The organism is Armatimonadota bacterium, assembly GCA_016125185.1.
In the GTDB taxonomy this organism is placed as follows: domain Bacteria; phylum Armatimonadota; class Fimbriimonadia; order Fimbriimonadales; family Fimbriimonadaceae; genus Fimbriimonas.
The window spans coordinates 312,047-338,279 of record WGMG01000006.1 but is presented as its reverse complement, the minus strand read 5'-3'; the positions used below and the strand labels follow the sequence as shown (position 1 = coordinate 338,279).

Here is a 26,233-nt window from a genome sequence, read left to right as displayed (position 1 = left end):
ATGAGCCAAACACCTCTCAATCGTCGTACGTTCCTCAAAGGGGTGGGAACCCTGATGGCGCTCCCCGTCTTGGACGCTATGGCTCCGCTCGCTTACGCCAGCGGCTCGGGCGCGATTGCCGCCAATCCAACGAGAATGGCGTTCCTTTTTGTGCCAAACGGCATCGACATGGCCCACTGGACGCCGCAAGCTGCAGGCGCACTTGAGGTCACTCCGATCATTCAGCCATTGGCTGAGCTCAAAAACGATATCTCGATCCTCACCGGCTTGTCTCAGCAGAATGCTTTCGCCCTTGGCGATGGGCCCGGCGACCATGCCCGTTCGACCGCCGCTTGGCTCACCGGCGTGCATCCGCGCAAGACGTCGGGCGCCGACATTAAAAACGGCATCTCGGTCGACCAAGTCGCGGCTCAGTCGATCGGCAAGCAAACTCGCTTCCCATCGCTCGAAATCGGATGCGAGCGTAGCGGTCTTGCGGGCGACTGCGACAGCGGCTACTCCTGCGCCTACTCCAGCAACATTGCGTGGCGGAGCGACACGACGCCGGTCCCCAAAGAAGTCAACCCTCGCCTCGTCTTCGAGCGCCTGTTCGGCAACGGCTCCAAAAGCGAACAGGACGAAAGCATGGCTCGCCGCGATCTCTTCAACAAGTCGATCCTCGACTTTGTGATGGAAGACGCCGCCAACCTCAAATCTCGGCTGGGCAAACGCGACCAAATGAAGATGGACGAGTACTTCACCGCGGTGCGAGAAATCGAGCACCGACTACTCGCTTTCGAAAGTCAGGCCAAACTGGAAGCCGCCGCCGGAGTCGGCAAGCCCAAAGGCATCCCCGGCGACTACGGTGAGCACCTTCGCCTCATGGGCGACATGATGGTGCTGGCCTTCCAAGCCGACCTCACTCGTGTCTGCACGTTTATGTTTGCCAACGATGGCTCAAACCGCTCCTACGCTCAGATCGGCGTCAGCGACGGTCACCACGACGTCAGCCACCACGGCGGCCAACCCGAAAAGCTTGCCAAAAAGCAAAAAATCGACACGTACCATATCGAGCAACTAGCCTATGTCCTCAAGCGGATGAAATCGATCAAGGAGAACGGCTCGACGCTGCTGGACAACACCTTGCTGGTCTACGGAGCCGGCATTAGTGACGGCAACGCCCACAACCACAATAATCTACCGATCCTCGTCGCTGGTCATGGTGGAGGCTACAAGTCGGGCCAGCACGTGGTTTACAACGACCATACACCGCTCAACAACCTATTCGTAACGATGCTCGACCGCGTGGGCGTCAAGCTCGAATCGCTCGGCGACTCGACCGGCCGTCTGCAGGGGCTCTTCTAGAGCCAGTGGAACCACTCGACGATCTCCTTCGGACGGCTATCCACGAGGGAGTTTTCCCAGGTGCGGCCTATGCCGTTTGGCGGGAAGGTCGCATGATTCAGGGCGCGGTCGGACACCAAACCTACGATCCCGATTCCCCCAAGACCACAACCGACTGCATCTGGGATATGGCCAGCGTCAGCAAGGTCATCGGAACCACCACCGCCACTATGATCCTGGTGCATGAGGGCAAGCTCGACATTGAGAGCCCCGTCGCAAGCGTCATCCCCGAGTTCGGCGTCAACGACAAGGACAAGATCACTTTCCAAAACCTCCTGGTCCACGACTCCGGCCTGATCGCCTTTCGCCCGTATCACAAGACGTACACCGAGGCTGCCGACGTGATGAAGGCAATCTACAACGAAAAGCTTGTCTACGAAACCGGAACCAAGTCCGTCTACAGCGACCTCAGCATGATCCTGATGGCCGAAGCGATCCACCGGCTCACCGGGCTTCCCCTCGAGGACTACCTTCGCAAGCGCGTCTTCGCGCCGCTCGGCATGGACCACACGGGCTATTTCCGTCTGGACCACGCCGCCTTCGGCACAGAGGTCAAACGAGACGATTGCGTGCCAACCGAAAAAACCGAAGACTGGCGAAGAGCCCTGCGCCTCAAGCGCTATGGCGCGCTCGGCTCCGAAAAACTCTTTGGCAGGAACCCCGAATTCATTCAAGGCGAGGTCCACGACCCCACCGCCACCGTTCTCGATGGCGTCGCCGGACATGCAGGGCTTTTCTCGACCGTCGGCGACCTCAGTCGGTTCATGGAGAACTTTCTCCTCGACCAACCCAAGGTCATCGACCCCGAGGTCCGCAACCAATTCATCCAAAAGCAAGGCGACATCAGCACCCGGGCCCTGGGCTGGGACACCAAATCGCCCAAAGGCTCATCTGCTGGCCAATACTTTGGCCCGAAGTCCTTCGGGCACACCGGATACACCGGAACCTCAGTCTGGTGCGACCCCGAGGCCAGAGCCTTTGCTATTCTCCTCACGAACAGGGTCCACCCGACGAGCGAGAACACCAAAATCATCCAATTCCGTCCGAAGTTCCACGACCTCGCCTGGAAGACCGCTCTGGCCTGAGATTTGGTGCAGATGCTCCCGTTAGAATTTGAAAAGATTTAGGTCATTTGAACCTAAGGTCTCCCATCAGAATCGACTCGGTGCCCCGCCGACAGGACCCCATGGTCCCGTATTTGTATGAGAATGTCACTTTTTTGTTTGAAACCTATAGGAAGAAAGCCAAAAGGTCGTTATAATGACCCCAACGTTTATATGAATCTCATATGAACGGGAGATCATTCATGCGAAATCGTGCATTTACTCTTATCGAGTTGCTCGTGGTCATCGCTATCATCGCGATTCTGGCCGCAATCCTCTTCCCTGTCTTTGCTCAAGCTAAGAAAGCCGCTAAGAAGGCTTCGTCTATCAGCAACGACAAGCAGATCACCCTCGCTGCCATCATGTACGAGGCAGACGTGGACGACATGCTTCCCGTTTCAATGAGCGGTAGCTATAGCAATCTGAGCAATGCCAACGCTAGCCTCCGATCCAACACCTGGGTTTGGATTCTTCAGCCTTATCAGAAGAACCTTCAGATCATGGTCGACCCGGGCGTCGGCGACACCAACTCTGAGTTCAGCGGTGGCGGCCCCAACGCATGGTCCTACAACCAGAACCGACACGCTCAGTATGGCTACAACTACCTGTTCCTTGGTCCTTGGTACGACTGCGACTACGGCCTTGCTCGCTCGGCTACGGCGGCGATCGCTCCGGCAGAAACCGTCATGTTCACGACTTCGGCTGTGTTCACTGTTAACGACCGAGTCGGTTGGTACGCTGCAAACGCTCCTGGCGCTTGGCCGATCACGGCTCCGGCTCCTCACGCTTGTATCTGGTGGGACGGTACGCAAGGATCGGGTAACTGGTCCGGCGGTCAGCTTCCGCACATCACATCGAGCACTCGTGTGAAGACTTACGATGGCGCTGTCACCGGCTTCGTCGATGGCCACACCAAGTTCATGAAGGACGCCGCTCTCGCCGCTGGTACCGACTTCGGCACCGCGATCAAGAGCAACAGCAGCGATGGCGCACAGATCACGGACATCACCAAGTATCTGTGGGACCTCGACGGAACCACGACTGACCTTGGCATCTAATAACATGAGAAAGTTTCTGTTCTTCACCATTCTTACGGCAATCTCCGTGTCGTTGGTCGGATGTGGATCCGACCCTGGAGTGACCGTTGGAGAGAAGAGACAAGATACTAGTCAAATGTCTGACAAAGCCAAGAAGGGTATCGCCGACGACACGGCGATGCCCGCACCGGCCGGGGTGAAAACCGGCACTCCGGGCGGCTAGTCCAACCGGACATTTCATACGGAGTTCTGTGAAGGGCTCCGTATGAAATTGAGCTTGATAAATTAGAAAGTGCATATGTGCGAACACAGATGACATGTGAGCCGAAAGGCCCATATCGAATCGTTCGAAGCTAAACCACCGTGCTGGTATTGTTCCTCGTTTCCCGTTTTCTTACAGGATTCTGTTAGGCCGATTTTGCAAAGCTCGTTATAATGTCCCCATCGTTCATATGAATAACGTATGAACGGGAGATCATTCATGCGAAATCGTGCATTTACTCTTATCGAGTTGCTCGTGGTCATCGCTATCATTGCGATTCTGGCCGCTATTCTCTTCCCTGTCTTCGCCCAAGCTAAGAAAGCCGCTAAGAAGGCTTCTTCGATCAGCAACGATAAGCAAATCACCCTCGCTGCCATCATGTACCAGGCAGACGTGGACGATATGCTCCCATTGTCGCTGAGCGGCAGCTACGGCCAGCTCGGAAACGCCGATCCTGCACTCCGCACCAATAGCTGGGTCTGGATTATGCAGCCTTACCAGAAGAACCTTCAGATCATGGTTGACCCGGGCGTCGGCGACACCAACTCTGAGTTCAGCAGCGGTCCCAACGCCTGGTCCTACAACCAGAACCGACACCCGCAGTACGGCTACAACTACATGTTCCTCTCGCCGTTCTACGATTGCGACACGTCGGTTGCTCGATCGGGCACGGCTGCAGTTGCTCCGGCCGAAACCGTCATGTTCACCACCTCGCAGGTGTTCACGGTTAACGACCGAGTCGGTTGGTTCGATGCCAACGCTCCTGGCGCTTGGCCGATCATCCTTCCTGCACCGCACGCTTGTATTTGGTGGGACGGCAACCAAGGATCGGGTAACTGGTCCGGCGGTCAGACTCCGCACATCACGTCCAGCGTTCGCGTGAAGACTTACGATGGCGCAGTCGTCGGATTCGTCGATGGTCACACCAAGTTCATGAAGGACGGCGCAATGGCAGCCGGTACCGACTTCGGCACCGCCCTTTCCAGCAATGGCAACGAAGGCGCTCAGGTCACGGATATCACCAAGTACATTTGGGACCTCGACGGCACGCTCAACGACCTCTCGCTCTAAAGACATGATGAAAAAGACTCTGATCTTCACCATCCTCGCGGCGATTTCTATTTCGTTGATTGGATGTGGTTCTGACCCCGGTGTTACCGTGGGACAGAAGAGACAAGATACTAGTCAAATGTCCGATAAAGCCAAGAAGGGCATCGCCGATGACACGGCGACGCCTGCACCTGCCGGGGTGAAAACCGGCACTCCGGGCGGCTAGCCGTCCGAACGAGACCCGGTGCGGACCACCATATCCGCATCGGGTCTCGCTTTTCTAACGAAGTTCTATTGAGATTTTTGGTCCCTTAGATCGGGTTCAGAACCACCTTATCCGAACCTGCTCAGCCTGCCGCTGCATGTATTCTCACCGGGTATTTCGAGCAAAAGCCCATATCGAAATCTAACGACTTCGCTCCAAACACTTACGGTCGCCTGAAAACAAAGCCTCGTTATAATCTCCCCATCGTTCGTGCAGATTCCGTCTGCTCGATACGGAGATCATTCATGCGAAATCGTGCATTTACTCTTATCGAGTTGCTCGTGGTCATCGCTATCATTGCGATCCTCGCTGCAATCCTCTTCCCTGTCTTCGCCCAAGCCAAGAAGGCTGCCAAGAAGGCTTCGTCCATCAGCAACCAGAAGCAAATCGCTCTCGCTGGCATCATGTACGAAGGCGACGTCGACGACATGCTCCCGCTGAACATTCAGACCTACGCCAGCTGGCCGTACATGTCCGATGGAACGACCCCGGCCTACACCTGGGTTCACCTCATCCAGCCGTACCAAAAGAACCTGACCATCCTCGTCGATCCGGGCAAGGGCGACAGCGACAACATCTTCGGCAACGGTCCTTATGCTTGGTGGGCAAACCAAGATATCTTCCCGCAGTACGGTTACAACTATATGTTCCTGTCGCCGTGGTATGCCTGTGACACGTCGGTTGCTCGATCGGGCACCGCTGCTGTCGCTCCGGCCGAAACCGTCATGTTCACCTCTTCGCAGGCGTTCTCGTCCTCTTCGAACCTCGGTTACGAAGGCGCTAACGCTCCGGGTGCCTATCCGGTCATCCTCCCGGCTCCGAATGCTTGTATCTGGGTTGGCGCTTCCGGTCAGAGCAACTGGCACGCCGACGTGACCCCTCACGTCACGGCTAGCACGCGAACCGCTATCTACGACGGCGCGATCGTTGGTTTCGTCGATGGCCACGCTAAGTTCATGAAGGACGGCGCTCTGGCTGCTGGTACCGACTTCGGCACCGCCACCGGCGACAACGCGGTTGTGACGGACATCACGAAGTACCTTTGGGACCTCGACGGTACGCTCAACGACCTCAGCCTCTAATATATGAAGAAGACTCTCGCTCTTTTGATTCTCGTCGGTTCGATCCTTGCGGTTGGCTGTGGCTCCGATCCTGGCGTCACGGTTGGCGCACAGCGTGACACCAATCAGGGTGCCGGATTGCCGCAAAACAAGCAGGCCGGTGCAGCACGAATGTCGCCGATGGCGGCTCCTCCCGGAGTCAAGACCGGCACGCCCGGTAACTAACGACGAGAGGCTCCTCGTAAATGAAGAAGGGTTGCGATCACTCGCAACCCTTCTCTTTTTTATGCGAAGGACTTAGCCGTTGGCCTTCGCTACGAACTCGGCAACCGTCATCGCGCCGAGATCACCGTCCTCTCGGCTCCGCACGCCAACCGTTCCGTTCTCGATATCCTTGTCGCCAAGAATAAGCATGAACGGAATCTTCTGGAGTTGACTCTCGCGAATCTTCTTGCCCAGCGTCTCTCGCCGGTCGTCGACCTCTATACGGAACCCTTCTTCGTCGCGCAACTTCAAGGCAATCTCTGTCGCTGCTTCGTTGTGTCGGTCCGCAATCGGAAGAATCGCGACCTGAACCGGGGCCAACCAGAACGGGAAAGCGCCTGCATACTGCTCGGTCAACAGCCCAATCATTCGCTCCAAAGAGCCAAACGGCGCGCGGTGGATCATCACCGGCCGGTGTGGCTTGCTGTCCTCGGCGATGTATTCCAGTTCGAACCGTTCGGGCAGGTTGTAGTCCACCTGAACCGTTCCCATCTGCCAATCTCGGCCAAGGGCATCCTTGATGATCATGTCCAGCTTGGGGCCATAGAACGCCGCGTCGCCGGGCGACACTTCGTACTCCAATCCCTTTGCATCGCACGCTTGGAAAATTGCGTCCGTCGCTAGTTTCCAGTTTTCGTCGTCGCCGATGTACTTGTCCGAGGCCGGATCCTTGGTTCCTACGCGGGCTCGATAGTTCGACAGGCCCAGCTTTGACAGGACCGCCTGCATGAGGTCGACCACGTTGGTGAACTCTTCGAGTAGTTGGTCGGGACGAACAAACAAGTGAGCGTCGTCCTGCGTAAATCCTCTTGCCCGCAAGATGCCGGTAACTTCGCCGCTCTGCTCATAGCGATAGACCGTCCCCATCTCGCAGAGTCGGACCGGCAAGTCACGGTAGGACCGCATCTGAGATCGATAGATCTCGATGTGGAACGGACAGTTCATCGGCTTGAGGATGTACGTTTCCTTTTCCTCATCCTCCATGAACGGGAACATCTTCTCTTTATAGTTGTAGATGTGTCCTGACGTTTCCCACAGCTTCGCATTGCCGAGGTGCGGCGTGACGACCGGCTGATAGCCGCGACGCATTTGCTCGTGGTTCATAAAGTCGGACAAGGTCATCCGAAGTTGGGCACCTTTTGGCAACCAAAGGGGCAGGCCGGTACCGACCCTCGCACTAAACATGAAGAGCCCAAGCTCGCGACCCAAGATTCGGTGGTCGCGCTTCTTCGCCTCTTCGATGTGGGCCAGGTAGGTTTCCAGCTCTTCCTTCGTCTCGAAAGCGGTTCCGTAAATGCGGGTCAACTGCTTGTTCTTTACATCGCCGCGCCAGTATGCACCTGCCAAGCTCATCAGCTTAAACGCCTTGATCTCCTTGGTCGATTCCACATGCGGACCCCGGCAGAGGTCGAGAAACCGGTGTTGTGTTCCCTCGCGGTCAGTCCGTTGCTGATTGTAGAACGAGATCGTTTCGCCCGCCGGGATCGCGTCGAGGAGCTGTAGCTTGTAGTCCGCAACGGCCTCACCCATACCAGGGATGGTGTCGTCGAGGATCAGTGCCTTCGCCTGCTCACGGCTGACTTCGGTGCGCTCGATTCGCTGATCCAGCTTCGCCAAGTCCTTCATCCGCTTCTCGATCGTCTCGAGGTCTTCTTCCTTCAGCGGAGTCGGAAAGTCAATGTCGTAGTAGAAGCCGTTCTCGATTGGAGGTCCAATGCTCAGCTTCGCGCCGGGATAGAGTTCGGTGACGGCTTGAGCCATCAAGTGGGCGGCGGAATGCCGCAAACGGTAAAGATAGGAATCTTCGTATTTTTCGTTCATGGTTGTGCCTCCCTTACCAAGGGATTGATGCTGTCAATAGAAATTATAGCGTAGCAAGCGAAACGAGCGCGGGAAGCGAAAGAAGTAACTTGGGCCGATCATGTTGAGGAGATCGAGCTTCCGGGACTTGCTCGTTTGGCAGAAAGGTAAAGCCATCTACGTAGCGCTTTACAACGCAACTGACAACCTTCCCGAGACAGAAAAGTACGGGGTCGTCGCTCAAGTTCAGCGCGCGGCCATATCTGTTCCTTCTAACATTGCCGAAGGTCACGGCCGAAACTCCAATGCTGATTTCGCTCGATTTCTATACATTGCCCTCGGATCTATTCGCGAACTAGAGACACTTGTCGAGATATCGGACGAGATTGGGTATCAAATTGGCGCCCCAACCATGTTGAACGAGCTAGACCAGGACGCGAAGATGATTTCAAGCCTCATCCATAAGCTTGAAGGCTAATTGCTCGCGCTTCTTCCCCTTCCACCGCTTCCTACGCTTCTTATGCTTCGCTCCCTTGCATCGTTCGGAGGCCGAAGCTATAATGAACATCATGCCCCTTGCACCGCTTCTGTTTTTGTGTGCCTGCAAACCAAACATCATCGCGACGATCGCCCCGGAACTCCTCACTCAAACCCCGCAACAGGATCCCAAAGAGGCGCGAAAACTCGCATTCGAAAAGAAGCGAAAGGCCATTATGGGCCAACCCTACCCCGCCCTCAAATTCACCAAGGGTCACGGTACCTTCGACGAAGACAGCTATGTCGGAAAAGTAGTCTTGTTCGACTTCTTCGCCCACTGGTGCGGTCCCTGCATCGCCTCGTTCCCTGAGATGGAGAAGATGTACGCCGACCTCCAGCCGAAGGGACTCCGAGTCGTGGGCATCACCAAATATTACGGCTACTATGGCAAGGAAAACCGCGAGAAGCGAGACATGCCCCAGGACACGGAATTTGACCGCATGGGCGACTTCATCAAGGAACACAAGATTCCGTGGCCGGTGATGTACGGTGGGGCGGATAACTTCGAAGCCTACGGTTGCGACGCTATTCCCTTCGTGGTCGTCATTGACAAACAAGGCAATATTCGCAACATCAAGATCGGCTACGATCCCCAACACTTCGATGAGTTCCGCAAGCAAATCGAGGGGCTTTTAGCGGAGAAATAATGTCCTCCATCGAGAATCTCATTGGCCTGGCCTGCCAGGTGAACGACCTTGTTGCGCAAGCGACTCGACCGGCGATTGCCTCACAGGGCCTGACCTCGGCGTCGTTTGACCTCCTCTCCGCTATATGGGCCGCCGATGGTCGCGAGACCCAAGCCGAGATCGGGAAGCGCCTCGGGCTCTCCCGCGCCACCATCAGCGAAGCCGTGACCAGCCTCGCTAATTCAGGCTACGTCGTCCGCCGACCTTCTGAACTCGATTCCCGCGCCGTCAACCTCGAATTGACCCCCGAGGGCCACAAAAAAGTGAAGGCTGTCCTCACCGAAATGCGCCGCATTCAGACCGAGATCGAAGGGAAAATCAGCGCCAAAGAAGCGGAAGCGGCCTCGAAAACGCTTCGCAAAGTACTTAATTCTCTTAAAGTAGAAGTTTTTTGAAGCGATATCCACAGATCGTGCGTCCCCTCCAATAAGGAGACTGCCATGCTACGGATAGTGGGCATTCAGAGATCGGATAACGTCGCGAACGAATTTGTACTGCTTCAAAACCACTCATCGCTGAGACTGAAGCTTCGTGGGCACGTATTGATGTCCGAGTCCTACCTGTCTCACTACTCGCTGGACGCTCTCTACGCCTTCACCGACGAGGAACTGATCCATCCGGGCGCGTTCGTCTTGGTCTACACCGGCTCCGGTATCAATCGATGGGCAAAAACCCGCGAGGGTGGACTGGTCTACATCTGCTATGTCGGCCATCGCGAACCGATTTGGAATCAAGCTCCGGGTCCCATGCACATCCTTAACACGCAACACACGTACGAGGAGCGGCTTTCACCCATCGAAGAGTTGGTCCGCTAAAACAAGCGAACCGGTCGCGCCGCCTTTTCTGCTAGCTTCGCAAGCTTTTCCATGTTGCCGCCCGGCGACACCTTCACGAAGTCGATGCGGTTAGCCAAACCCGCCACCAGGCGGTCGCGAACCTGGTTGTTGACGCCCACAAACTTTGCTTCCGGGCGAAAGGGCGAGACCACCAGATCCGTCGACGGGTCAAATTCATACCGCCATAGCCGCGCCATCCGAAAAGCCTCGTTCTTCAGGTCCTCGCCCAAAACCTGAAACAAGCCTCGGTCCAAGCACAAAATTCTCGGCGCTCCCCACCGAAGTGGCACCACCGCTGACCGCTGGTACTCCGGTCGGTCATGACCCGACACCAGGATCTCGCCATTCAAAACTCCCTCCTCGGTCAGCCGTTCGATTTCGTACAATTCTTGCTCCGATGCCTGACGCGAAGACAGCACCGCAAACGTCTTAGCTGAAAGGAGTTTGGTATTTCCATACAGGAAAACCATCGCTGGTGGGTCAGGGTCGAACTGTTCCAACTGCTCCGGATAGCCCGCATCGGTGATAACAAACCACCGAACCCCGAGCGTTTCAAGACGCTTCTCCAGCGGTTCAACTTCCTGCACCAGTGTTTCGCGATGTTGCGACAGGTATTCAGCCGCTTTGCGCAGGAGGCCGTACTCCTCGACATAAGTCTCAAAGCTCAGGGCAAAGAATTCTTCTGCCGACCGGCCCAACAGGTCGTTCCTCGCCAACACCTTCACCACCGACCGACCGCCGATCCCCGGCGTCATCGCCAAGGTCAGGGTGAAGGTCCGACGGGAAAGGCTCATGAGGATCGAACCAAACTCGCGGCGCGAAGCAGAACTCGCACCGCCTTCTCTCCCGAGCGCTTCATTTCGTCTTCGACCTCTTGGTGGCTCAGCTCTTGGTAGGCGATGCCCGCCGCTAGGTTCGTCACGACCGCCAGGCAGCCGTAATCGACCCCCGCCTCCCGCATCACGATCGCTTCCGAAGCTGCCGTCATGCCCACCACGTCGCCCTTCACGCGGGCATAAAGCTTGATCTCTTCCGGCGTTTCATACCGTGGTCCGTTCCCGCAGACATAAATACCGTGGTCCTCAACGCTCTCATTCTCGGCCGAAGCTGCCGACTGCATGGCCGCTCGCACGCTCCTCGCAAAAGGATAGGTGAAGTCCGTGTGTACGACTGTTTCGTCGAACATCGTCGTGTTGCGAAACGTGAAATCGAAGAAGTCCGAGCAGACCACCATCGTGCCCGGCCCCCATTCGGGCCGCAGGCTCCCGACCGCTGCCGAAGATAGGCAGTACTTCACGCCCACCTGCTGAAGGGCCGTCGCCATGCCTACATAGTTCACTTTGTGCGGCGGCACCTTGTGCCCCGCCGAGTGGCGGCTCAGGAGCAAAAGGTTCGTGTCGCCGTGCTGAAGGTGCCGTCCCCGAATGGTGCCTCGCGGCGTCGGAATATGGACCGGAGTTCCTCCCCGCGCCACCAGTCGCGACCCAATGCCTGTCCCTCCGATGATTGCGACGTCGAACTCCATGATAAGGCGATTATGGCCCGAAATCGGCCAAACTATCACTGTGATCCTTCGCGAAGTGCTGCACGCCCACATCCCCACCCTCACGGAGTCCAGCACGGTTCGCGAGGCGGTGGACAAAATGGACATCTACCAGTTCCCCGCCCTGGTCGTCACCAACCAAGACCTCAAACCCATCGCCGTCATCACCGAGGGCGATATCTGCCGCGAAGCCTCTCGCCGCGATAGCGTCCTTACGCTCAGCGCCGAACCCGCGATCATGATCGCCACCAAGGATCCGACCGTCGCCGATGTGAACCAGGAAATCTCCGATGCACTCCACCGCATGCTTGCCAGCGGAATCTCGATCCTCCCTGTCACCGACAGCGGACGCCTGGCCGGCGTTGTGCTTCGCGTCGATTTGCTTCAAGCCCTGATGATGGATGCGTCGAGGAAAGCGTAGAACCTAATCATGCTGAGCGAAGGCGCCCCATTTCCTTCTTTTTCCCTCTCCGACCAAAACGGGAAAACATGGACGAACGATGACCTCAAAGGGTCGAAGGCTGTCATCTACTTCTATCCGAAGGACAATACGCCTGGCTGTACTGCCGAAGCCTGCGAATTCCGAGACCGCCTCGAAGCGATCCCAGGCACCCACGTGTTCGGTGTTTCGCCAGACTCGGCCAAGAAGCATCAGAACTTTGCCAAGAAGTTCAACTTGAATTTCCCTCTGCTGGCCGACACCGAGCGAAGCCTCATCGACGCTTGCGGGCTCTGGGTTCAAAAGACCTTCATGGGTCGCAAATACATGGGCGTCGAACGCACGACCTACGTCCTCGACGAGAACGGAATCATCGTCAAGATTTACGAAAAGGTCAACCCACTCGGCCATGCCGCCGAAGTTGGAGCCTTTTTGGCGGCCAAGTAGCACCAGATATACTCAGGACATGAGTTCAACGAAGAATTTTTGGCAAGACGTCCTCCAACAGGGCTTTCGGCACCTAGCCGAAGACCTCTCGCTGGATCAGGTCAAGGAGCTCTTCCAGAATTACTCAACCCACAACTACAAGCCGTTGCCCGTCAATCTGGTCAAAGGCGACGGTATCCGTGTGTGGGACGAAAAAGGCAACGAATACCTAGACTTCATCGGCACCTACTCGGCCACGGCTCACGGACACCTTAATCCCACCGTCGTCAAAGCGCTAAAGGATCAGCTCGACGAAGTCGCCGTCGTCTCCCGGGCGTTCTATAATGCCGAAGTCGGTCTTTTCTGCAAGGCGCTCGCCGACTACAGCAGCCTCGATATGGTCTGCCCCATGAACAGCGGCGCTGAGGCCAACGAAACCTGCATCAAATTGGCCCGCAAGTGGGCTTATACGGTCAAAGGCGTCCCGGATAATCAAGCCGAGATCATCGTCTTCCAAGACAACTTCCACGGTCGAACCACCACCATCGTCGGCTTCTCAACCGAGGAAGCCTACAAGGCGCACTTCGGGCCCTTCACGCCCGGATTCAAGGTCGTCCCCTACGGCGATATCGACGCCGTCCGACGGGCAATCACGCCGAACACGGCAGCCATCCTCGGCGAGCCGATCCAGGCCGAAGGTGGCATCATCATCCCGCCCGATGGCTTCATGGCCGACCTCCGCAAAGTCTGCACCGAGAACAACGTCCTGCTAATTTGGGATGAAGTTCAAACCGGCTTTTGCCGCACGGGCAAACGGTTCGCCTGGCAGTACGAAGATGCCAAACCCGACCTTCTCGCCGTTGGCAAACCCCTCGGAGGGGGCCTCCTTCCCGTCTCCGCCGCCGTCGGCCGACGCGAAGTCATGGAAGTCTTTCAGCCTGGCGACCACGGGAGCACCTTCGGCGGAAATCCGTTGGCCGCCGCCGTCGCCGTCACCGCCTTGGCCGTCATGGAGCAGGATGATTTTGCCGGCAACAGCACCAAAATGGGCGATCTGATGATGAGCCAGCTTCGCGACCTCCCGTTCGATCAAATCATCGAAGTTCGCGGACGCGGTCTGCTTATCGGCTTCGAAATCGACGACACCGTCGACACCTCCAAGCTCAGCGTCAATCTCACTAAGAACGGAATTCTCACCAAAGAAACGCGCCACCGGACCTTCCGATTGACGCCGCCACTAACCATTACCGAAGAAATCGTTTCCGACGCCGTTGTCCGAATCCGAAAAGCCTTCGAAGCGACCCTATCGAGTTAGGGAAGGTACATTCATTACAATCGATGTCTGAAAAAATAACCGCTCCGAGTCTTGGGCGCATGCGTGCGGCGGGCGAAAAAATCGTCTGTCTTACCGCCTACGACTTCCCTTCGGCCCAAATTGCCGACCAAGCTGGCGTCGATGTCGTCCTCGTTGGCGACACGCTCGGAAATGTCATTCAAGGTCACGATACGACGTTACCCGTCGATCTCGAAGACGTCTGCTATCACGTCCGGATCGTTCGCCGCGGTCTGACTCGCGCCCTCTTGGTTGCCGACCTTCCCTTCGGCTCCTACAATATTTCCAAAGAGCAAGCCATTGAGTCAGCCATCAAATTGATGAAAGCCGGTGCTTCTGCGGTAAAGCTAGAGGGCGATTACCATCAAGAAATCGAAGCAATGGTCAAGGCCGGTATTCCGGTTATGGGTCACATCGGCTTTACTCCCCAGTCCATCAACAATTTTGGCGGTGCCAAGGTCCAAGGACGGGGCGATGCGTCGCAAGACGTGATCGCTAAAGCGAAGTCCATCGAAGCTTCGGGAGCCTTTTCGATTGTTTTAGAACTTATTCCTGCCGATCTTGCCGGCCAGATAACCCAAGAACTCACGATTCCGACTATCGGAATCGGGGCCGGACCAAACTGCAGTGGAGAGATTCAAGTTTGGCACGACATCATGGGCATTTCCGAAAAGCAGTTCAAGCATACAAAAGTATTTTTCAACGGGCGAGACGAGATGGGCAAGGCCGCAAAAACCTATACCGAATTGGTTCGAAAGGGCGAGTTTCCGACTTCGGAGAACTCCTTTTGAGAATCATCAAGCCAGTCGCAGACTTCCCCGCGAACAGCACGATTAGAACCGGTTTTGTGCCAACGATGGGTGCCTTGCATGAGGGCCACATATCTCTTATCAAACGAAGCCGAAGCGAAAACGACCGCACCGTCGTCAGTATCTTTGTCAATCCGACTCAGTTCGGACCAAACGAAGACCTTTCTAAATATCCTCGCCCTTTCGAACGCGATTGCGAAATGGCATCAGAAGCCGGAGCCGACATCGTATTTGCCCCGTCCGTCGAGGATGTTTACAAAGAAAACTCGTCGAAAATTCAGGTCCCTCATGTCACGGAATTATATGAGGGAGCACACCGGCCGGGGCACTTTGATGGTGTCGCGACTATTGTCGCTAAATTATTCAATATAGTGACGCCGAACACCGCTTACTTCGGTGAAAAAGACCTCCAACAGTGCGCGGTAGTTACAAAACTTGTAGAAGATTTGAACTTTAGGATAAAGATTATCTTTTGCGATACAATTCGAGAAAATGACGGCTTGGCCAAATCGAGTCGAAACGCATATCTGAACGAGCATGATAGGCTATTAGCCCCATGCCTTCACCAAGCATTAATACAGGCAAAGGACGATCTTCTCAACGGGAAGAAGTCGAGTTTGACGCTAAAAGAGCAGATCGAATTCCTCAAGTCAAATTCATTTAACGTAGACTACTTTGACCTAGTAGATCGTTCTACCATGCACCCTATTCGGGAACTTAATGACAATGCTTCGTTGATAGTTGCGGCAAAGCTTGGAACAACTAGACTAATCGATAACGTCAGAGTTATTGGGTAGACTAGTCGCAGCGCGAAGGCGCAGGACGTTCATGATGAGTAAAAACGTGCAAAAGGTCAAAAACAGCTTGAAATTCAAAGCTGACGAGAAGGAAGGTCTGTTGACTATCCGATATGGAGTCAAAAAATTCGTAGTGCCACATAAGGTTAGGATGCTGAGCGATGGCAACTACATGTTCCTTTCCTTCACCGCCTCCTCCGAGCTTTACAAAGTTGAGGGTAAGGATCTGAAGGCAATGGACAAGACCACCGACGCCACCGACGCATTCAATGCCCTTAACCCCGGCCGAAAGGGCAAGCGAGGCCGAAAGCCGCGATCCGCTGCTTCCCTCACACCGGAACTTGAAGCCGCGCTCAAGAGCATTCCTGCGGGCTACAAGCTGACCTACGGTACCGACGGTCAAGCTAAGCTTGTGAAAACACGAACGCGCAAAAAGAAAAGCGCCTAACGTGCCACAATAATAGAAGTGACGCCCTAGTAGCTCAACGGTAGAGCGGCTGATTTGTAATCAGTAGGTTGCGGGTTCGATTCCTGTCTGGGGCTCCACTTCGCCAGGTTCAAATAGGTCATATTTTGGTTCGGTCTCCTAGCAGTTCTGAAACTTTGATGCCTTTTTTGATGCCTTCCCACTTATAGAAATTCTCGCAGTTGGCAGCTGAAGACAAAGCTACCAATGAAGGGCTGTAAGCCCGCTTCAAGCTAGCCCAGCCCGCAGGACTGGGTAAAGAACTAAACAGCTGTATTCCAAGGAGTCCCGGATACCGGGACGACCCGGGCGAAGCCCAGCCGAAGGCTCGATTGAAGGATGGCGCATATTACCGCCTCAATTCAAGGGCTGAACAGCCCGGAGGACAAGTTAGATCAGATGCGGTCGCTCCGACCGAATCAGACGGCTCAACGTCTGCACCAGCACCGACGACTCGATCGGCTTCGCCAAATGCTCCTGGAACCCCGCGCTCAAGGCTCTCTCGCGGTCCTCTTCGCGCGCAAACGCGGTTAGGGCCACCGCCGGCACCTTCCCGCCCTTCTCCTCGGAAAGCGTGCGCACACGTTCAATAAACTGATACCCGTCCACGCCCGGCATGCCGATGTCGCTCACCAGCACGTCCGGCTGGAATGATTCCATCAGCGGAAACGCCGACTCGGCGTCCCCCGCCAAATTCACATCTGCTCCGCTCTCGGCCAGGATCAGCGCCAGCAAATCGCGCGTCCCCTCGTCGTCGTCCAGGACCATTACCTTCACGTTCGAAAGCGGCTTGGCCTTGATGTCGAAAATCTCATCCCGAGGTCCCTGCGTCAAGATCGGGTCGATGGGAAACGTGATCGTAAATAAGCTTCCCTTTCCGGGCCCCTCGCTCGCCGCTTCGATGTTTCCGCCGTGCAACTCCACTAACTGCTTCACAATCGAGAGTCCGAGGCCCAAGCCGCCCTGCGAGCGCGTCAACGTCGCATTCGCTTGTCGGAACCGATCGAACACGAATGGCAGGAACGACGCCGGAATACCTTCCCCATCGTCCTGAACGGTCAAGATTGCCGAATTGCCTTCTCGAATCAGCTTTACCGTCACATGTCCGCCGCGAGGCGTAAACTTGACCGCGTTCGAAATCAGGTTCGTCACGATCTGGTGCAAGCGCCCCGCGTCGCCATTAATCAGCACGTCCTGCGAGGGCAAATCGATTCGTAGCTCGATCGCTTTGTTGTTGGCCGCCAGGCTGCATCCCAGCGCCGCCTCCTCGATAACCACCGGAAGCATAACGACCTCCATGTTCATCGGCACTTTGCCTGCGCTCATGCGGCTGATATCCAGAAGTTCCTCAATCAGCTTCGCCTGTTGCTTCGAACTGCTCTCGATCGCCGACAGGCCCTCCTTGATATAGGAGTCCTCGTGCGAGCGTCTCTGCAGAAGCTCCGCCCATCCGAGAATCGAAACCAGCGGTGTCCGCAATTCATGCGAAACCGTCGCCACAAACTCGTCGCGAAGTCGGCTGGCCTTCTCGGCCTCGCTACGCGCCCGCCGCTCGTCGGCCAGAATCCGCTCGTTCCGCATCTGTGCTTCCTTTCGGTCGGTGATGTCCTGCATATAAACGAAAACACCCTGCTCCTCAGGAAAGGCGCGGAACTGGAACCATCGCGGCCCATCGTCCCGCTCTGGAACGTCCAAAATCACAAACTGTTTCGAATTCTTCGCCTCGATCAGTTGTTGCTTAATGTGCTCCTGCTCGGGCGGAAGAAAATCCCAAAGCACCTGGCTGTCCACCGTTGCGTACTGACCGACCATTTCGCGCATGGCCCGATTCGCATGGGTGATCCGCCAGTCGTTGTCGACCGCAAAAAAGCCGTCGCTGATGCTGTCCAAAACCACCGACAGGTGGTCTCTTTGGTAGTCGCGTTCCGACGCCGCACCGCGGTACGACCGCGCCGCCTCACGCAACAGCTCGCAGATGATGCAGATAACAAGCCAGTTGATCGCCGAACTCATCATGCCCACCTTCGCGACTGGGTCGGCGATGTTGAACGAATAGAGGTCGGGAATAAAGAGGAACTTTGCCGTCAGCAGGCTCAAAATCGCCGTAAAGATGCCCGGTCCAAAGCCGCCGATGAACGCCGAAATGACAATCGGAAGCGTAAAGAAGAGGAGCGATCCCTTATCGCCAAAGAACGGCGAAGACTGATAACGGAAAATCGTAATCGCCGCGACGAGGACAACCCCGCTGGTATAAGGCACCCAGCGTGGAATTTGCCACAAACTCAGTTCGAGCAGTTTCCTCATCGCCAAAAAGTCTACACACGTATTACGAACAAAGTTGATCGTGGTGCGGACTCGCTTTCGTTCCTTATCATTTTCCTATGAATACAACCTAATTTGCATATCCAAACCGAATCTCTGGTACTCGTACCGAAAAAGAGAAGGCCGGATACCTCCGAGAAGGAGACATCCGGCCAACAAATCGATTAATAAACTAGTTTGCTGTGGAATCCGTAAGCAAAAGTCGATAGCCCACACCCGGCTCGTTGACGATGAACGAAGCGCCATCGTCGAGCTTTTTACGTAGGTACCCGATGTAAAGCCGCAGGTACTGCGACTCCTCGGTGTAGTCTGGACCCCATACTTCAGAAAGAAGCTGCCGATGGGTGACGATCTTCCCTGCATGCTTGATCAGCGTCGTCAGGAGCTTGTACTCCAACGGAGTCAAGCGAATTCGTTCACCGGCCAAAAACACTTCGCGGGCCGCCAGATCGACTTTCAGACTGCCGGACACAAAGACCGGACTGTCGGTCGGGCTCTTGGCCGCGATTTCACGCCGGAGCACGACTCGAATGCGTGCCAGCAGTTCGGCAACTCCGAACGGCTTCGTCACATAGTCGTCGGCACCAGACTCAAGACACTCAACCTTCAGGTTTTCCTGGCCGTTCGCGCTCAACACGATGATCGGCACTTTAGACCAGGTCCGAACGTTCTGCACCACTTCCAAACCGGAAATGTCCGGTAGGCCAATGTCGAGCAGAATCAAATCGGGCTGATGGTGGACGACCGCCTTAATCCCGTCCTGACCGGTCTCTGCTTCAATGGCTTTGAGACCCGTGTCCTGGAACGCAATATTAAGCATCCGGCGAATAGCTGGGTCGTCCTCGATCACCAAGATCGAGCCCTTCATCTTGTTCGCGGCTGAATCGTCCATAGTGTTTCTAACTACGCTGGTTCGACAATTTTCATTTGAAAACCGAACGAGATTAGGCTCGCAATCTTGAAATATAGAGCCTTAAACGACCAGCGTCCCTCTCTATTTTGGTCGGTCATCGACGACAATATGATGCCCGCCGACCTCTCATATAGAAATCTTATGAAGCTGCCTGCCGCTCATATTGCGGCCCATAAAAGGAATCCCGCGAAATCGTTATCAACATTCGAGCGTCAAAGTTGCACTCATCCTCCTGTCGATTGTCAGAGCAACCTGATAAAGAAAAATTAGTACTTAGCCACTGGGTCGCTGCAATCCATCGAGTCGATCAGCGCTCGGCCAAGGATTCGCTCGTCGCGGTCATGACGACTCTCGCCGAGCATCTTTGACCTAAGCCGAGACACGCCGTAAGATACGAGAACACCGGCTGCCGCTGTCACCATCGACCACAAGAGGCGTTGTTTGAGGGACTTCGTCATCTCCATATTGCTGACCACGTCGGCTCACCTCCAAATCTGACGATTCTAACAAAATTCTAACAGGCAAATTTCCTATTCTATGCACGGACTCCGAACGCCATCGCTTTAATAGATGTCAACTCAAGTAGGGGAATCATCCCCTAGTGAGTTTGCTTAAGGAGCTAATCATGAGTGAGACGAAGGATCGATACTTCGAACAAGTCTACAAAGAGTCCTATCCCAAGATGTTCAATTTTGCGAAACGGCTCTGCAACAACAGTGATCAAGCCGAAGACGTCACCCAGGAAGCATTCCTGCGCGCGTACATCGCGTTTGACACTTGTCACTCGGAAGCAAAACTCGACAACTGGCTCATGCGCATCGTTCACAACGTTTTCGTGGATACGAAACGGAAGGAGCGACGCCGGATCCAGGCGCTCAGCGAGTCGTTTTTTGCCGAGGAGGGCGGGCTCGAGCAATTTGCCGACCCCAACAAACTCGTCGAAGAGCTGCTGACCCAAGGGACTAACAATCCTGCGCTGGAAGCCGCCCTGTCCACCCTCGAGCCTCAGGCTCAAGAACTGTTACGCCTCGCCTATGTCGAAAGACTGCCCCATGCAGAAATCGGCAAGCGACTCGGCGTCCGAACCGGTGCGGCTCGTTCCAGAGTTCATCGGCTATGCGTTCATCTGAAACGCTTGATGTCCGTCAGCAACTTTTCTGGCGGCGTCCCTGCTTAGGTCGTTCAGCGTAGCTCCCGTTCGAGGGAGCTACGCGGACAAAGAATCCAATTGCCCGTAGTACAGCTTCGTTTCGTACTTCAGTTCGATTAGCCCGTCACTCTGACAACGCTCAAACACCTCGGTCAACCTCGCCGTGATCGCTTCCCTCTCCGCCGTTCCCGCCGCTGGCACATAGCTCGACGAGTACGCCCGACCCAAGAAGCTATCCAAATCCAAAAATTGAGAGTTATCGAACCGCTCTAATGTCGCCGCGGGATTCTGAAACCAGGCCAAGACATCATCGTCGGGCGTGTTTCGGTGCCCGACCTTCGCATACTCCGGCGCACAGTCGAGCAGAGCCTGCTCGTAAAGCCGCGAGAACTCACTTCCTTTGTCGTCCCGTTCGTTCCAAAGCAGGAATACCCAACCGCGAGGCTTCAAAATGCGCCGAAACTCGGCCCGCGTCGGTTCTTGGTCGAACCAATGGAACGCCTGCGCCGCCGTGATCGCATCGACCGAGTCGGCCGTTAAGCCTGTGCCCTCTGCCGTGCCGTTCAGCATGGCAAACTTCGGGTAGCCGCCCAACTGATTGACCGCCGCTTCCATCATTGGGGCATTTGGCTCGACGCCAAAAACCTTTACGCCCGTATCCAGCAGAAGCTGAGCAAAAATGCCCGTCCCGCACCCAACGTCTGCTACAACCGAGCCCTCGTTCAGTCCGCCAATCTCCATAATGCGGCGTACCAGATCGGCAGGATACGAAGGTCGGTAGCGAACATAGTCTGCCACTCGGTCGCTGAACCGTTGGGTCGGCGGAAGCATGACCAGAAGGCTACCCGGCGGCTCGCTTTCTCTCTAGTCGTTTCATCATGCGATCAAAGTACTCGCTTTCCGGCATCTTCATCGCCTTCGTCACGAAGTAGTACACCCACATCGCGATGCAGAATCCGATCAGCACCATGAGCAGAGTAGCGACCTTGTGCCACCAAACTTGATGGGCAAACGGCCCGTGGTTCATCAGGTAGTCCAGCAACGGCGTCCACGCGAGCAACGCGCAGACCAGGGCGACGCTGATCGAACCCACCAAAGCCTTTCCAAGCGTGCGGAATACGCCCACGTAGTCGAATCCGCCCAGCTTCTTCGATACGACCGCGCACATGGCCATCACCATCAGCATCGGAGCGATGGACCCGGCTAGTGGCAATGCCTTGTAAGACAAAGGCGTCTTCATCAGGACCATCAGCAGGCCCACAAACACCGCCGTCGTCAACGTACCGATGATCACCGGGGTCTTCGTATCATGAATCGAATAAAAGGCTCGCATCAGCACTGGGTGCAGACACCAGGCCCAAATTCCGATGCAGAAGATCTGAAGGCAGACCGCAATCTGCTCCGTCTGCTCGATCGGCACCTTCCGGCTCAGGTACAAGCCAACCGAAAGTTGAGGGGCCAAAACCGCCATGAGAACCGAGACCGGAACCGTAATGTAGATGACCGTTCGCATCGTTCGGTCAAGCTGGGACTTGAACATGTCCATCTTGCCCTGGGCGTAGAACTGCGTCAGGACGGGGAATACGGCAATCGCCAACGACTGGCCGAAGATGCCCAGCGGAGCCTGCATCAGCTTCGTACTCAAGTCCAAAATCGAGTTCGTGCCACGCGGAAAATACGTCGCAAAGCCCTGCATGATCATGCCGAAAACTGCAGGCAAGGAAAGCCCAAGGATGACCGGGAGCATCAGCTTGAAGACCTTCCGGACGCCTTCGTGCTCAAGGAAGAACTTGAAGTGGAGTTCCATTCCCAGCTTTCGGATCTGGAGGAACGGAATCAAGAGGTTGCCAAGGATGGCGCCACCTGCCGCGCCCCAGCACATGCCCTGAAGCGGCTGAGAGACGAATCGCGAAAGAACGACCGCGCCAAAGATAATGCCGATGTTGTAGATGTTTGGTGCAAGCCCGGGAATCGCGAAAACCCTTCGCACGTACAGCGTCCCCATCATCAAACCGCCGATGAAAAATGCGAACTGCGCCGGCAACAGAATCCGGCTCATGCTGACGATCTCGGGAATCAGACTCTTGTCTTGCAAGCCCCGCGCGAGGAAGTATCGATACAACGGATCGGCAAACACACCGCAAGCAAGAATGAACAGAAGCAAGATCAGCGAGATGGTGCACATCACTCCGCTGAAGACCTTCCACGCCTCCTTCTGCCGCCCCGTATGCCAATACTCGGTGAAGACCGGAATGAACGCGGAGCTCAGCGCGCCACCCGAAATCAAATAGAACAGCACGTCGGGGAGCATGAACGCCAGTCGGTATGCGTCCATGTGGGCGTTGATGCCAAAGATATAGGTGATGATGATGTCGCGGAAGATGCCGAGCACGCGGCTCATCAACAGGGAGAAGACCATGATGCCGCCCGCTTTTGCGACACCGGCGTTGACTTGTGAATGGGACTCTTCAGGTTGGGGTTCAGTCAACTCTGGTTCGTTGGCGAATGGTTCGTCGGGCATGGATCAACAAAAATACGTCCGTAAGGGGTGTTACGGACGTACTAATTATGCTTAAAACGCCAAATATTTAGAGCGCTCGGTCGATGAGCGCCGCGATTTGAGCCTTCGGGCCAGCGCCGACCTGCTTGTCGACCACTTTGCCGCCTTTGAACACCAACAGCGCCGGGATGCTCATAATGCCGTAGTTTTGGGCGATTTCGCCAACCTGGTCGACGTCGATCTTAAAGACCTTCGCCTTGCCCGAGTACTCGCTCGCCAGTTCTTCGACGGCCGGAGCGATGGCTCGGCAGGGGCCGCACCACGTAGCCCAAAAGTCGACGAGGACGGGGACGTCCGATCCCAGGACCTTCTCCTGGAACTCTGCGCTGCTGTTGATTGCTAATTCTGCTGCCATAGGTTAATGTGGTTACTCCAATTTGTTGATACGCTTAGGGTACCCGTCGCGTGCGCACTTTCTTTAGGAAAAATTCTCGCCCCGGTAACCCCTTCAGGCATGCTTGCGTCTATACTTTCGAACCGTAGACATGGTTAAATGTCACTTTGGAGGCCAGATAGGTTTGAATAAAGGATTAAAGATTTTCACCGCAATCGCCGTGAGCTCCGTCCTTGTCGCATCGTACGCCGATGCCGGCATGTCTCAGAAGAAGAAGTCGAGTGGATCGTACAGCGGTCCTGAGACCGGACTTCTCGGTGTGAAGCTCTACGACAGCGGACTTCGAGTTATCTCGCTGTACGGTAACCCCGACAGCATCACGACAGTCAGCGTTTCGACGAGCACGTCGAACCCCGGTGCCGGTGGTCCTCCAGGAGGATTCGGTGGCCCTGGCGGTGCCCCTGGCGGAAGTCGAGGCGGCCCCAGCGCAGCCGGTAACTCGGGTGGCAGCGGCGGTACATCGCGATCGGCCGACTCCTTTATTCCCGGAGGTTTGATCCCGGGCACATTCGGCGACACCTTGCCGGATATGCAGAAGGGTCCTCAGGGCGGTCCCGGTATGTCGGGTCCGACCGCGGCTCCTGGACAAGGCGGACGAGGTCCGACCGGCGCACCGACAGGTGGCCCCACGGGCGCTCCTGGTGCGGGCGGTTCTGGCCCTGGCGGCACGGGAACCGGCGCGACCGAAGCGGCTGTCTTCACCCGCTGGTCTTACACTCGAAACGGTTGTAAGCTCGCTTTCGTCATCGACAAGTTTGATCGAGTCATCCAGATCGAGGCGATCGGTCTCCAAAATCAGCGCATCAAGACCCGACGAGGCGTCGGCTTCGGCTCGACCTTCTCGCAAGTCATGAAGGCATATGCGCCGTCGATGGAGCCAGATGGCTATGACATCAGCGGAAACAACTTCACCGTCCGATTCCTGACCCGACAGCGCGTTGCGTTCCGACTGACGCAGCTCAGCAGTAAGAAGGCCCATGTCGTAACTGGCATCGTGGTCGCAGCCGGTAAGCAGTAAGGACGAATTGAATGATGATCGCGACGAGATACGACGAAGAATCGACATTGTCGAGCTAGTCTCTCAGCGCGTTCGTCTCAAACGATCTGGCAAAAATTACTCGGGGCTTTGTCCGTTTCACGACGACAAATCCCCGAGTTTTAACGTCAGCCCAACCACTGGGCGCTACAAGTGCTTCGCCTGTGGCGAAGCCGGAGACATCTTCACCTGGGTCATGAAGACCCAAGGGCTCGATTTCCGCGAAGCCCTCAAACAGCTTGCCGATCAAGCCGGCGTTGTCCTCTCCAAATCTTTTGATGGCCCCAAGGTCGACAAAACCTTGCGCGAGCAACAGCTCGCCGTCATGCAGTCCGGCCTCATCTTTTTCCGCAACGAGCTAAAGCGGAACACCCAAGCCAGTTCCTACCTCGATGGCCGCGGACTCGATGCCGCCATCCGAGACACCTGGGAGCTCGGCTACGCACCCGATGTCGGCGAAGCTCTCGCCATCTATCTCTCTAAAGAAGGCAAATCCCTCGCCACGGCCGCCGAATTGTTCCTCACTCAAGGCGACCCCAACTCGGGCTACGGCGACAAGTTCCGTGGTCGCGTCATGTTCCCTATTCGCGACGAGCGCGGCGACCTTGTCGGCTTTGGTGGGCGCATCCTCGGCGACGGCCACCCCAAATACATCAACAGCTCCGAAACCCCGCTTTACAACAAGAGCCGGGTCCTCTACGGCATCCACCGCGCCAAGGATAAGATGATGAAGGACGGGCACGCCGTTCTCGTCGAAGGCTATCTCGACGTCATCGCCTGCCACCGCGCCGGTGTGACCGAGGCCGTCGCTAGTTGCGGCACCGCCCTTGCCGAGGGCCAGGTCAAGCTGATGAAGCGCTTTGCCGACCGCGTGACGATCCTCTACGATGGTGATTCTGCCGGTCAAAAGGCCGCCGCCCGTGCGATCGAGCTCTTCGAAGAAGCCGAACTCCCCTGCAAGATCGCCCTCCTGCCTAAAGGCGACGACCCAGACACTCTTCTCAAGTCCCGCGGCCCCGATGCCATCCGTGAGGTTATCGCCAAAGCCGAATCGCCGTTCGACTTCCGCGTCCGACGCCTTGAAACCGACCTTGGAATCGAATCCGACGAATTCTGGCGCGAAGTTCCCAAGCTCCTCGCCGCTGCCCCATCCGAGCTTGATCTCGAACGTCATCTCCTCCGCCTTGGTGGCCAGCACCCGACTCTGAAGAGCCCTTCCGCCGCCGTAGGCGCATTACGACGCGAAGTCAATGGTCTGCGCAAGAAGGGCCCCAGGGGCCAATCTCGCGCGCAGGAGACCGGTACCAGCGCCAAGCCGATCGTCCGCGAAGTCCAACCCGCCGAAGCCGTCTTCCTCAAAGCCCTGCTCGAAGAGACCTACCGTGCCAAATATTGGCCTCTCATCCAGCAGGCATCCCTCTTCGTCACCCGCACCTGCTCCGAGATCGCGCGCGTTCTCTTCGAAACCTTCGGCGAAGTCGCTCCCGCCGGTCCCGCCGTGCAATGGCTGGGGCAGATTGAGGACGAGACGAAGCGCCAAGTGTTCTCCGATCTAGAGTTCGACATCCGCGTCGAAAAACTCAACGACACCTATGTCCAAGAGTCCGTGGATTCCCTCCAACAGCAGTCCAAAAACCGCGAGTTGGACCTCGAAAAGGAGAAGATCGATGCGACCGACGACGACGCGCTACGGGACTACTTCCACAAACTGAAGAACCGCAAGGGAATCGACGAATAACACAGATTTATCGAAAAAAGTTC

30 protein-coding genes and 1 tRNA gene are annotated in these 26,233 nt (G+C 56.1%); 22 read left to right on the top strand and 9 right to left on the bottom strand.

The genetic code is table 11. The features are described from left to right. The 8 genes from GC165_09375 (at window position 1) to GC165_09340 (ending at window position 6,386) form a co-directional block, all read left to right on the top strand. Window positions 1–1,344, top strand: coding sequence for a DUF1552 domain-containing protein (locus GC165_09375; protein MBI1333076.1), 1,344 nt, complete (start codon window positions 1–3; stop codon window positions 1,342–1,344). Continuing rightward, on the top strand, window positions 1,263–2,468 hold the full coding sequence (locus GC165_09370; GenBank protein MBI1333075.1) for a serine hydrolase: 1,206 nt from the start codon (window positions 1,263–1,265) through the stop codon (window positions 2,466–2,468). Before GC165_09375 ends, GC165_09370 begins: the two co-directional genes overlap by 82 nt. A 221-nt stretch (window positions 2,469–2,689) precedes the next feature. Continuing rightward, entirely contained in the window at window positions 2,690–3,544 is an 855-nt protein-coding gene (locus tag GC165_09365; GenBank protein ID MBI1333074.1) for a prepilin-type N-terminal cleavage/methylation domain-containing protein, read from the top strand. Between the two features lie 4 nt (window positions 3,545–3,548). Next, a complete protein-coding gene (locus tag GC165_09360; GenBank protein MBI1333073.1) occupies window positions 3,549–3,746 on the top strand; it encodes a hypothetical protein in 198 nt (65 codons plus the stop codon). A 258-nt stretch (window positions 3,747–4,004) separates the two neighbouring features. Then, window positions 4,005–4,856 (top strand): prepilin-type N-terminal cleavage/methylation domain-containing protein, encoded by an 852-nt coding sequence (locus tag GC165_09355; protein MBI1333072.1) that lies wholly within the window; start codon window positions 4,005–4,007, stop codon window positions 4,854–4,856. 4 nt (window positions 4,857–4,860) lie between these two features. Next, on the top strand, window positions 4,861–5,061 hold the full coding sequence (locus tag GC165_09350) for a hypothetical protein (protein MBI1333071.1): 201 nt from the start codon (window positions 4,861–4,863) through the stop codon (window positions 5,059–5,061). Between the two features lie 284 nt (window positions 5,062–5,345). Further along, window positions 5,346–6,182 carry a prepilin-type N-terminal cleavage/methylation domain-containing protein gene (locus GC165_09345; protein MBI1333070.1) on the top strand — a complete coding sequence of 279 codons (837 nt, stop codon included), beginning with the start codon at window positions 5,346–5,348 and terminating at the stop codon, window positions 6,180–6,182. Between the two features lie 3 nt (window positions 6,183–6,185). Further along, window positions 6,186–6,386 carry a hypothetical protein gene (locus tag GC165_09340; protein ID MBI1333069.1) on the top strand — a complete coding sequence of 67 codons (201 nt, stop codon included), beginning with the start codon at window positions 6,186–6,188 and terminating at the stop codon, window positions 6,384–6,386. Window positions 6,387–6,458: 72 nt separating this feature from the next. On the opposite strand, the gene GC165_09335 is transcribed toward GC165_09340, so the two are convergent. Then, window positions 6,459–8,246: a threonine--tRNA ligase gene (locus GC165_09335; protein MBI1333068.1), complete on the bottom strand. Its 1,788-nt coding sequence runs from the start codon at window positions 8,244–8,246 to the stop codon at window positions 6,459–6,461. Window positions 8,247–8,346: 100 nt separating this feature from the next. Between GC165_09335 and GC165_09330 the strand changes: the two genes are divergently transcribed. From GC165_09330 to GC165_09315, 4 genes are all read left to right on the top strand, one after another. Beyond that, window positions 8,347–8,703 carry a four helix bundle protein gene (locus GC165_09330; GenBank protein MBI1333067.1) on the top strand — a complete coding sequence of 119 codons (357 nt, stop codon included), beginning with the start codon at window positions 8,347–8,349 and terminating at the stop codon, window positions 8,701–8,703. Between the two features lie 82 nt (window positions 8,704–8,785). Continuing rightward, complete coding sequence (locus GC165_09325; GenBank protein ID MBI1333066.1) at window positions 8,786–9,409, top strand: redoxin family protein; 624 nt, start codon at window positions 8,786–8,788, stop codon at window positions 9,407–9,409. Beyond that, a complete protein-coding gene (locus GC165_09320; GenBank protein ID MBI1333065.1) occupies window positions 9,409–9,843 on the top strand; it encodes a MarR family transcriptional regulator in 435 nt (144 codons plus the stop codon). Before GC165_09325 ends, GC165_09320 begins: the two co-directional genes overlap by 1 nt. Window positions 9,844–9,888: 45 nt before the next feature. Continuing rightward, window positions 9,889–10,263, top strand: a complete 375-nt coding sequence (locus tag GC165_09315) for a hypothetical protein (GenBank protein ID MBI1333064.1) — start codon at window positions 9,889–9,891, stop codon at window positions 10,261–10,263. On the opposite strand, the gene GC165_09310 is transcribed toward GC165_09315, so the two are convergent. After that, window positions 10,260–11,078, bottom strand: a complete 819-nt coding sequence (locus tag GC165_09310; protein ID MBI1333063.1) for a hypothetical protein — start codon at window positions 11,076–11,078, stop codon at window positions 10,260–10,262. The genes GC165_09315 and GC165_09310 overlap by 4 nt on opposite strands. Beyond that, a complete protein-coding gene (locus tag GC165_09305; GenBank protein ID MBI1333062.1) occupies window positions 11,075–11,935 on the bottom strand; it encodes an S-methyl-5'-thioadenosine phosphorylase in 861 nt (286 codons plus the stop codon). Before GC165_09305 ends, GC165_09310 begins: the two co-directional genes overlap by 4 nt. Between GC165_09305 and GC165_09300 the strand changes: the two genes are divergently transcribed. The 7 genes from GC165_09300 (at window position 11,709) to GC165_09270 (ending at window position 16,177) form a co-directional block, all read left to right on the top strand. Continuing rightward, on the top strand, window positions 11,709–12,248 hold the full coding sequence (locus tag GC165_09300; protein MBI1333061.1) for a CBS domain-containing protein: 540 nt from the start codon (window positions 11,709–11,711) through the stop codon (window positions 12,246–12,248). The genes GC165_09305 and GC165_09300 overlap by 227 nt on opposite strands. Before the next feature lie 6 nt (window positions 12,249–12,254). Further along, entirely contained in the window at window positions 12,255–12,713 is a 459-nt protein-coding gene (locus GC165_09295) for a redoxin domain-containing protein (GenBank protein ID MBI1333060.1), read from the top strand. A gap of 19 nt (window positions 12,714–12,732) precedes the next feature. Next, window positions 12,733–14,007 (top strand): ornithine--oxo-acid transaminase, encoded by a 1,275-nt coding sequence (gene rocD / locus GC165_09290; GenBank protein MBI1333059.1) that lies wholly within the window; start codon window positions 12,733–12,735, stop codon window positions 14,005–14,007. Between the two features lie 23 nt (window positions 14,008–14,030). After that, window positions 14,031–14,816 (top strand): 3-methyl-2-oxobutanoate hydroxymethyltransferase, encoded by a 786-nt coding sequence (panB, locus tag GC165_09285; protein MBI1333058.1) that lies wholly within the window; start codon window positions 14,031–14,033, stop codon window positions 14,814–14,816. Next, on the top strand, window positions 14,813–15,631 hold the full coding sequence (locus GC165_09280; GenBank protein ID MBI1333057.1) for a pantoate--beta-alanine ligase: 819 nt from the start codon (window positions 14,813–14,815) through the stop codon (window positions 15,629–15,631). The genes panB and GC165_09280 overlap by 4 nt, the downstream gene beginning before the upstream one ends. 31 nt (window positions 15,632–15,662) lie before the next feature. Continuing rightward, window positions 15,663–16,079: a hypothetical protein gene (locus GC165_09275; GenBank protein MBI1333056.1), complete on the top strand. Its 417-nt coding sequence runs from the start codon at window positions 15,663–15,665 to the stop codon at window positions 16,077–16,079. 23 nt (window positions 16,080–16,102) lie between these two features. Next, window positions 16,103–16,177 (top strand) — tRNA-Thr (locus GC165_09270). Window positions 16,178–16,487: 310 nt separating this feature from the next. Here GC165_09270 and GC165_09265 read toward each other — a convergent pair. The 3 genes from GC165_09265 to GC165_09255 all read right to left on the bottom strand — a co-directional run bounded on the left by GC165_09265 (window position 16,488) and on the right by GC165_09255 (window position 19,790). Further along, entirely contained in the window at window positions 16,488–18,401 is a 1,914-nt protein-coding gene (locus tag GC165_09265) for a response regulator (protein MBI1333055.1), read from the bottom strand. A 190-nt stretch (window positions 18,402–18,591) separates the two neighbouring features. Then, on the bottom strand, window positions 18,592–19,287 hold the full coding sequence (locus GC165_09260) for a response regulator (protein MBI1333054.1): 696 nt from the start codon (window positions 19,285–19,287) through the stop codon (window positions 18,592–18,594). A gap of 311 nt (window positions 19,288–19,598) precedes the next feature. Continuing rightward, window positions 19,599–19,790, bottom strand: coding sequence for a hypothetical protein (locus GC165_09255; GenBank protein ID MBI1333053.1), 192 nt, complete (start codon window positions 19,788–19,790; stop codon window positions 19,599–19,601). Between the two features lie 167 nt (window positions 19,791–19,957). Between GC165_09255 and GC165_09250 the strand changes: the two genes are divergently transcribed. Continuing rightward, a complete protein-coding gene (locus tag GC165_09250; protein MBI1333052.1) occupies window positions 19,958–20,509 on the top strand; it encodes a sigma-70 family RNA polymerase sigma factor in 552 nt (183 codons plus the stop codon). A gap of 30 nt (window positions 20,510–20,539) precedes the next feature. On the opposite strand, the gene GC165_09245 is transcribed toward GC165_09250, so the two are convergent. From GC165_09245 to trxA, 3 genes are all read right to left on the bottom strand, one after another. Next, entirely contained in the window at window positions 20,540–21,313 is a 774-nt protein-coding gene (locus GC165_09245) for a methyltransferase domain-containing protein (protein ID MBI1333051.1), read from the bottom strand. Between the two features lie 10 nt (window positions 21,314–21,323). Next, window positions 21,324–23,003 (bottom strand): murein biosynthesis integral membrane protein MurJ, encoded by a 1,680-nt coding sequence (gene murJ, locus GC165_09240; GenBank protein ID MBI1333050.1) that lies wholly within the window; start codon window positions 23,001–23,003, stop codon window positions 21,324–21,326. Window positions 23,004–23,070: 67 nt separating this feature from the next. After that, window positions 23,071–23,397, bottom strand: a complete 327-nt coding sequence (gene trxA / locus GC165_09235; protein ID MBI1333049.1) for a thioredoxin — start codon at window positions 23,395–23,397, stop codon at window positions 23,071–23,073. 199 nt (window positions 23,398–23,596) lie between these two features. Between trxA and GC165_09230 the strand changes: the two genes are divergently transcribed. Both GC165_09230 and GC165_09225 read left to right on the top strand, forming a co-directional pair. Beyond that, a complete protein-coding gene (locus GC165_09230) occupies window positions 23,597–24,454 on the top strand; it encodes a hypothetical protein (protein ID MBI1333048.1) in 858 nt (285 codons plus the stop codon). Next, window positions 24,423–26,210 (top strand): DNA primase, encoded by a 1,788-nt coding sequence (locus GC165_09225; protein MBI1333047.1) that lies wholly within the window; start codon window positions 24,423–24,425, stop codon window positions 26,208–26,210. The genes GC165_09230 and GC165_09225 overlap by 32 nt, the downstream gene beginning before the upstream one ends. Window positions 26,211–26,233: the final 23 nt, after the last annotated feature.

Bases quoted from the DNA above. Each gene is read 5' to 3' on its own strand.
- GC165_09330 (MBI1333067.1), top strand. From the start codon at position 8,347: ATGTTGAGGAGATCGAGCTTCCGGGACTTGCTCGTTTGGCAGAAAGGT.
- GC165_09345 (MBI1333070.1), top strand. From the start codon at position 5,346: ATGCGAAATCGTGCATTTACTCTTATCGAGTTGCTCGTGGTCATCGCT.
- GC165_09265 (MBI1333055.1), bottom strand. From the start codon at position 18,401: ATGAGGAAACTGCTCGAACTGAGTTTGTGGCAAATTCCACGCTGGGTG.
- GC165_09375 (MBI1333076.1), top strand. From the start codon at position 1: ATGAGCCAAACACCTCTCAATCGTCGTACGTTCCTCAAAGGGGTGGGA.
- GC165_09350 (MBI1333071.1), top strand. From the start codon at position 4,861: ATGATGAAAAAGACTCTGATCTTCACCATCCTCGCGGCGATTTCTATT.
- GC165_09340 (MBI1333069.1), top strand. From the start codon at position 6,186: ATGAAGAAGACTCTCGCTCTTTTGATTCTCGTCGGTTCGATCCTTGCG.
- GC165_09365 (MBI1333074.1), top strand. From the start codon at position 2,690: ATGCGAAATCGTGCATTTACTCTTATCGAGTTGCTCGTGGTCATCGCT.
- GC165_09250 (MBI1333052.1), top strand. From the start codon at position 19,958: ATGAGTGAGACGAAGGATCGATACTTCGAACAAGTCTACAAAGAGTCC.
- GC165_09355 (MBI1333072.1), top strand. From the start codon at position 4,005: ATGCGAAATCGTGCATTTACTCTTATCGAGTTGCTCGTGGTCATCGCT.
- GC165_09260 (MBI1333054.1), bottom strand. From the start codon at position 19,287: ATGAAGGGCTCGATCTTGGTGATCGAGGACGACCCAGCTATTCGCCGG.
- panB (MBI1333058.1), top strand. From the start codon at position 14,031: ATGTCTGAAAAAATAACCGCTCCGAGTCTTGGGCGCATGCGTGCGGCG.
- GC165_09245 (MBI1333051.1), bottom strand. From the start codon at position 21,313: ATGCTTCCGCCGACCCAACGGTTCAGCGACCGAGTGGCAGACTATGTT.
- rocD (MBI1333059.1), top strand. From the start codon at position 12,733: ATGAGTTCAACGAAGAATTTTTGGCAAGACGTCCTCCAACAGGGCTTT.
- GC165_09360 (MBI1333073.1), top strand. From the start codon at position 3,549: ATGAGAAAGTTTCTGTTCTTCACCATTCTTACGGCAATCTCCGTGTCG.
- GC165_09255 (MBI1333053.1), bottom strand. From the start codon at position 19,790: ATGACGAAGTCCCTCAAACAACGCCTCTTGTGGTCGATGGTGACAGCG.
- GC165_09335 (MBI1333068.1), bottom strand. From the start codon at position 8,246: ATGAACGAAAAATACGAAGATTCCTATCTTTACCGTTTGCGGCATTCC.
- GC165_09315 (MBI1333064.1), top strand. From the start codon at position 9,889: ATGCTACGGATAGTGGGCATTCAGAGATCGGATAACGTCGCGAACGAA.
- GC165_09305 (MBI1333062.1), bottom strand. From the start codon at position 11,935: ATGTCCATTTTGTCCACCGCCTCGCGAACCGTGCTGGACTCCGTGAGG.
- GC165_09275 (MBI1333056.1), top strand. From the start codon at position 15,663: ATGATGAGTAAAAACGTGCAAAAGGTCAAAAACAGCTTGAAATTCAAA.
- GC165_09325 (MBI1333066.1), top strand. From the start codon at position 8,786: ATGAACATCATGCCCCTTGCACCGCTTCTGTTTTTGTGTGCCTGCAAA.
- GC165_09300 (MBI1333061.1), top strand. From the start codon at position 11,709: ATGGTGCCTCGCGGCGTCGGAATATGGACCGGAGTTCCTCCCCGCGCC.
- GC165_09320 (MBI1333065.1), top strand. From the start codon at position 9,409: ATGTCCTCCATCGAGAATCTCATTGGCCTGGCCTGCCAGGTGAACGAC.
- trxA (MBI1333049.1), bottom strand. From the start codon at position 23,397: ATGGCAGCAGAATTAGCAATCAACAGCAGCGCAGAGTTCCAGGAGAAG.
- murJ (MBI1333050.1), bottom strand. From the start codon at position 23,003: ATGCCCGACGAACCATTCGCCAACGAACCAGAGTTGACTGAACCCCAA.
- GC165_09310 (MBI1333063.1), bottom strand. From the start codon at position 11,078: ATGAGCCTTTCCCGTCGGACCTTCACCCTGACCTTGGCGATGACGCCG.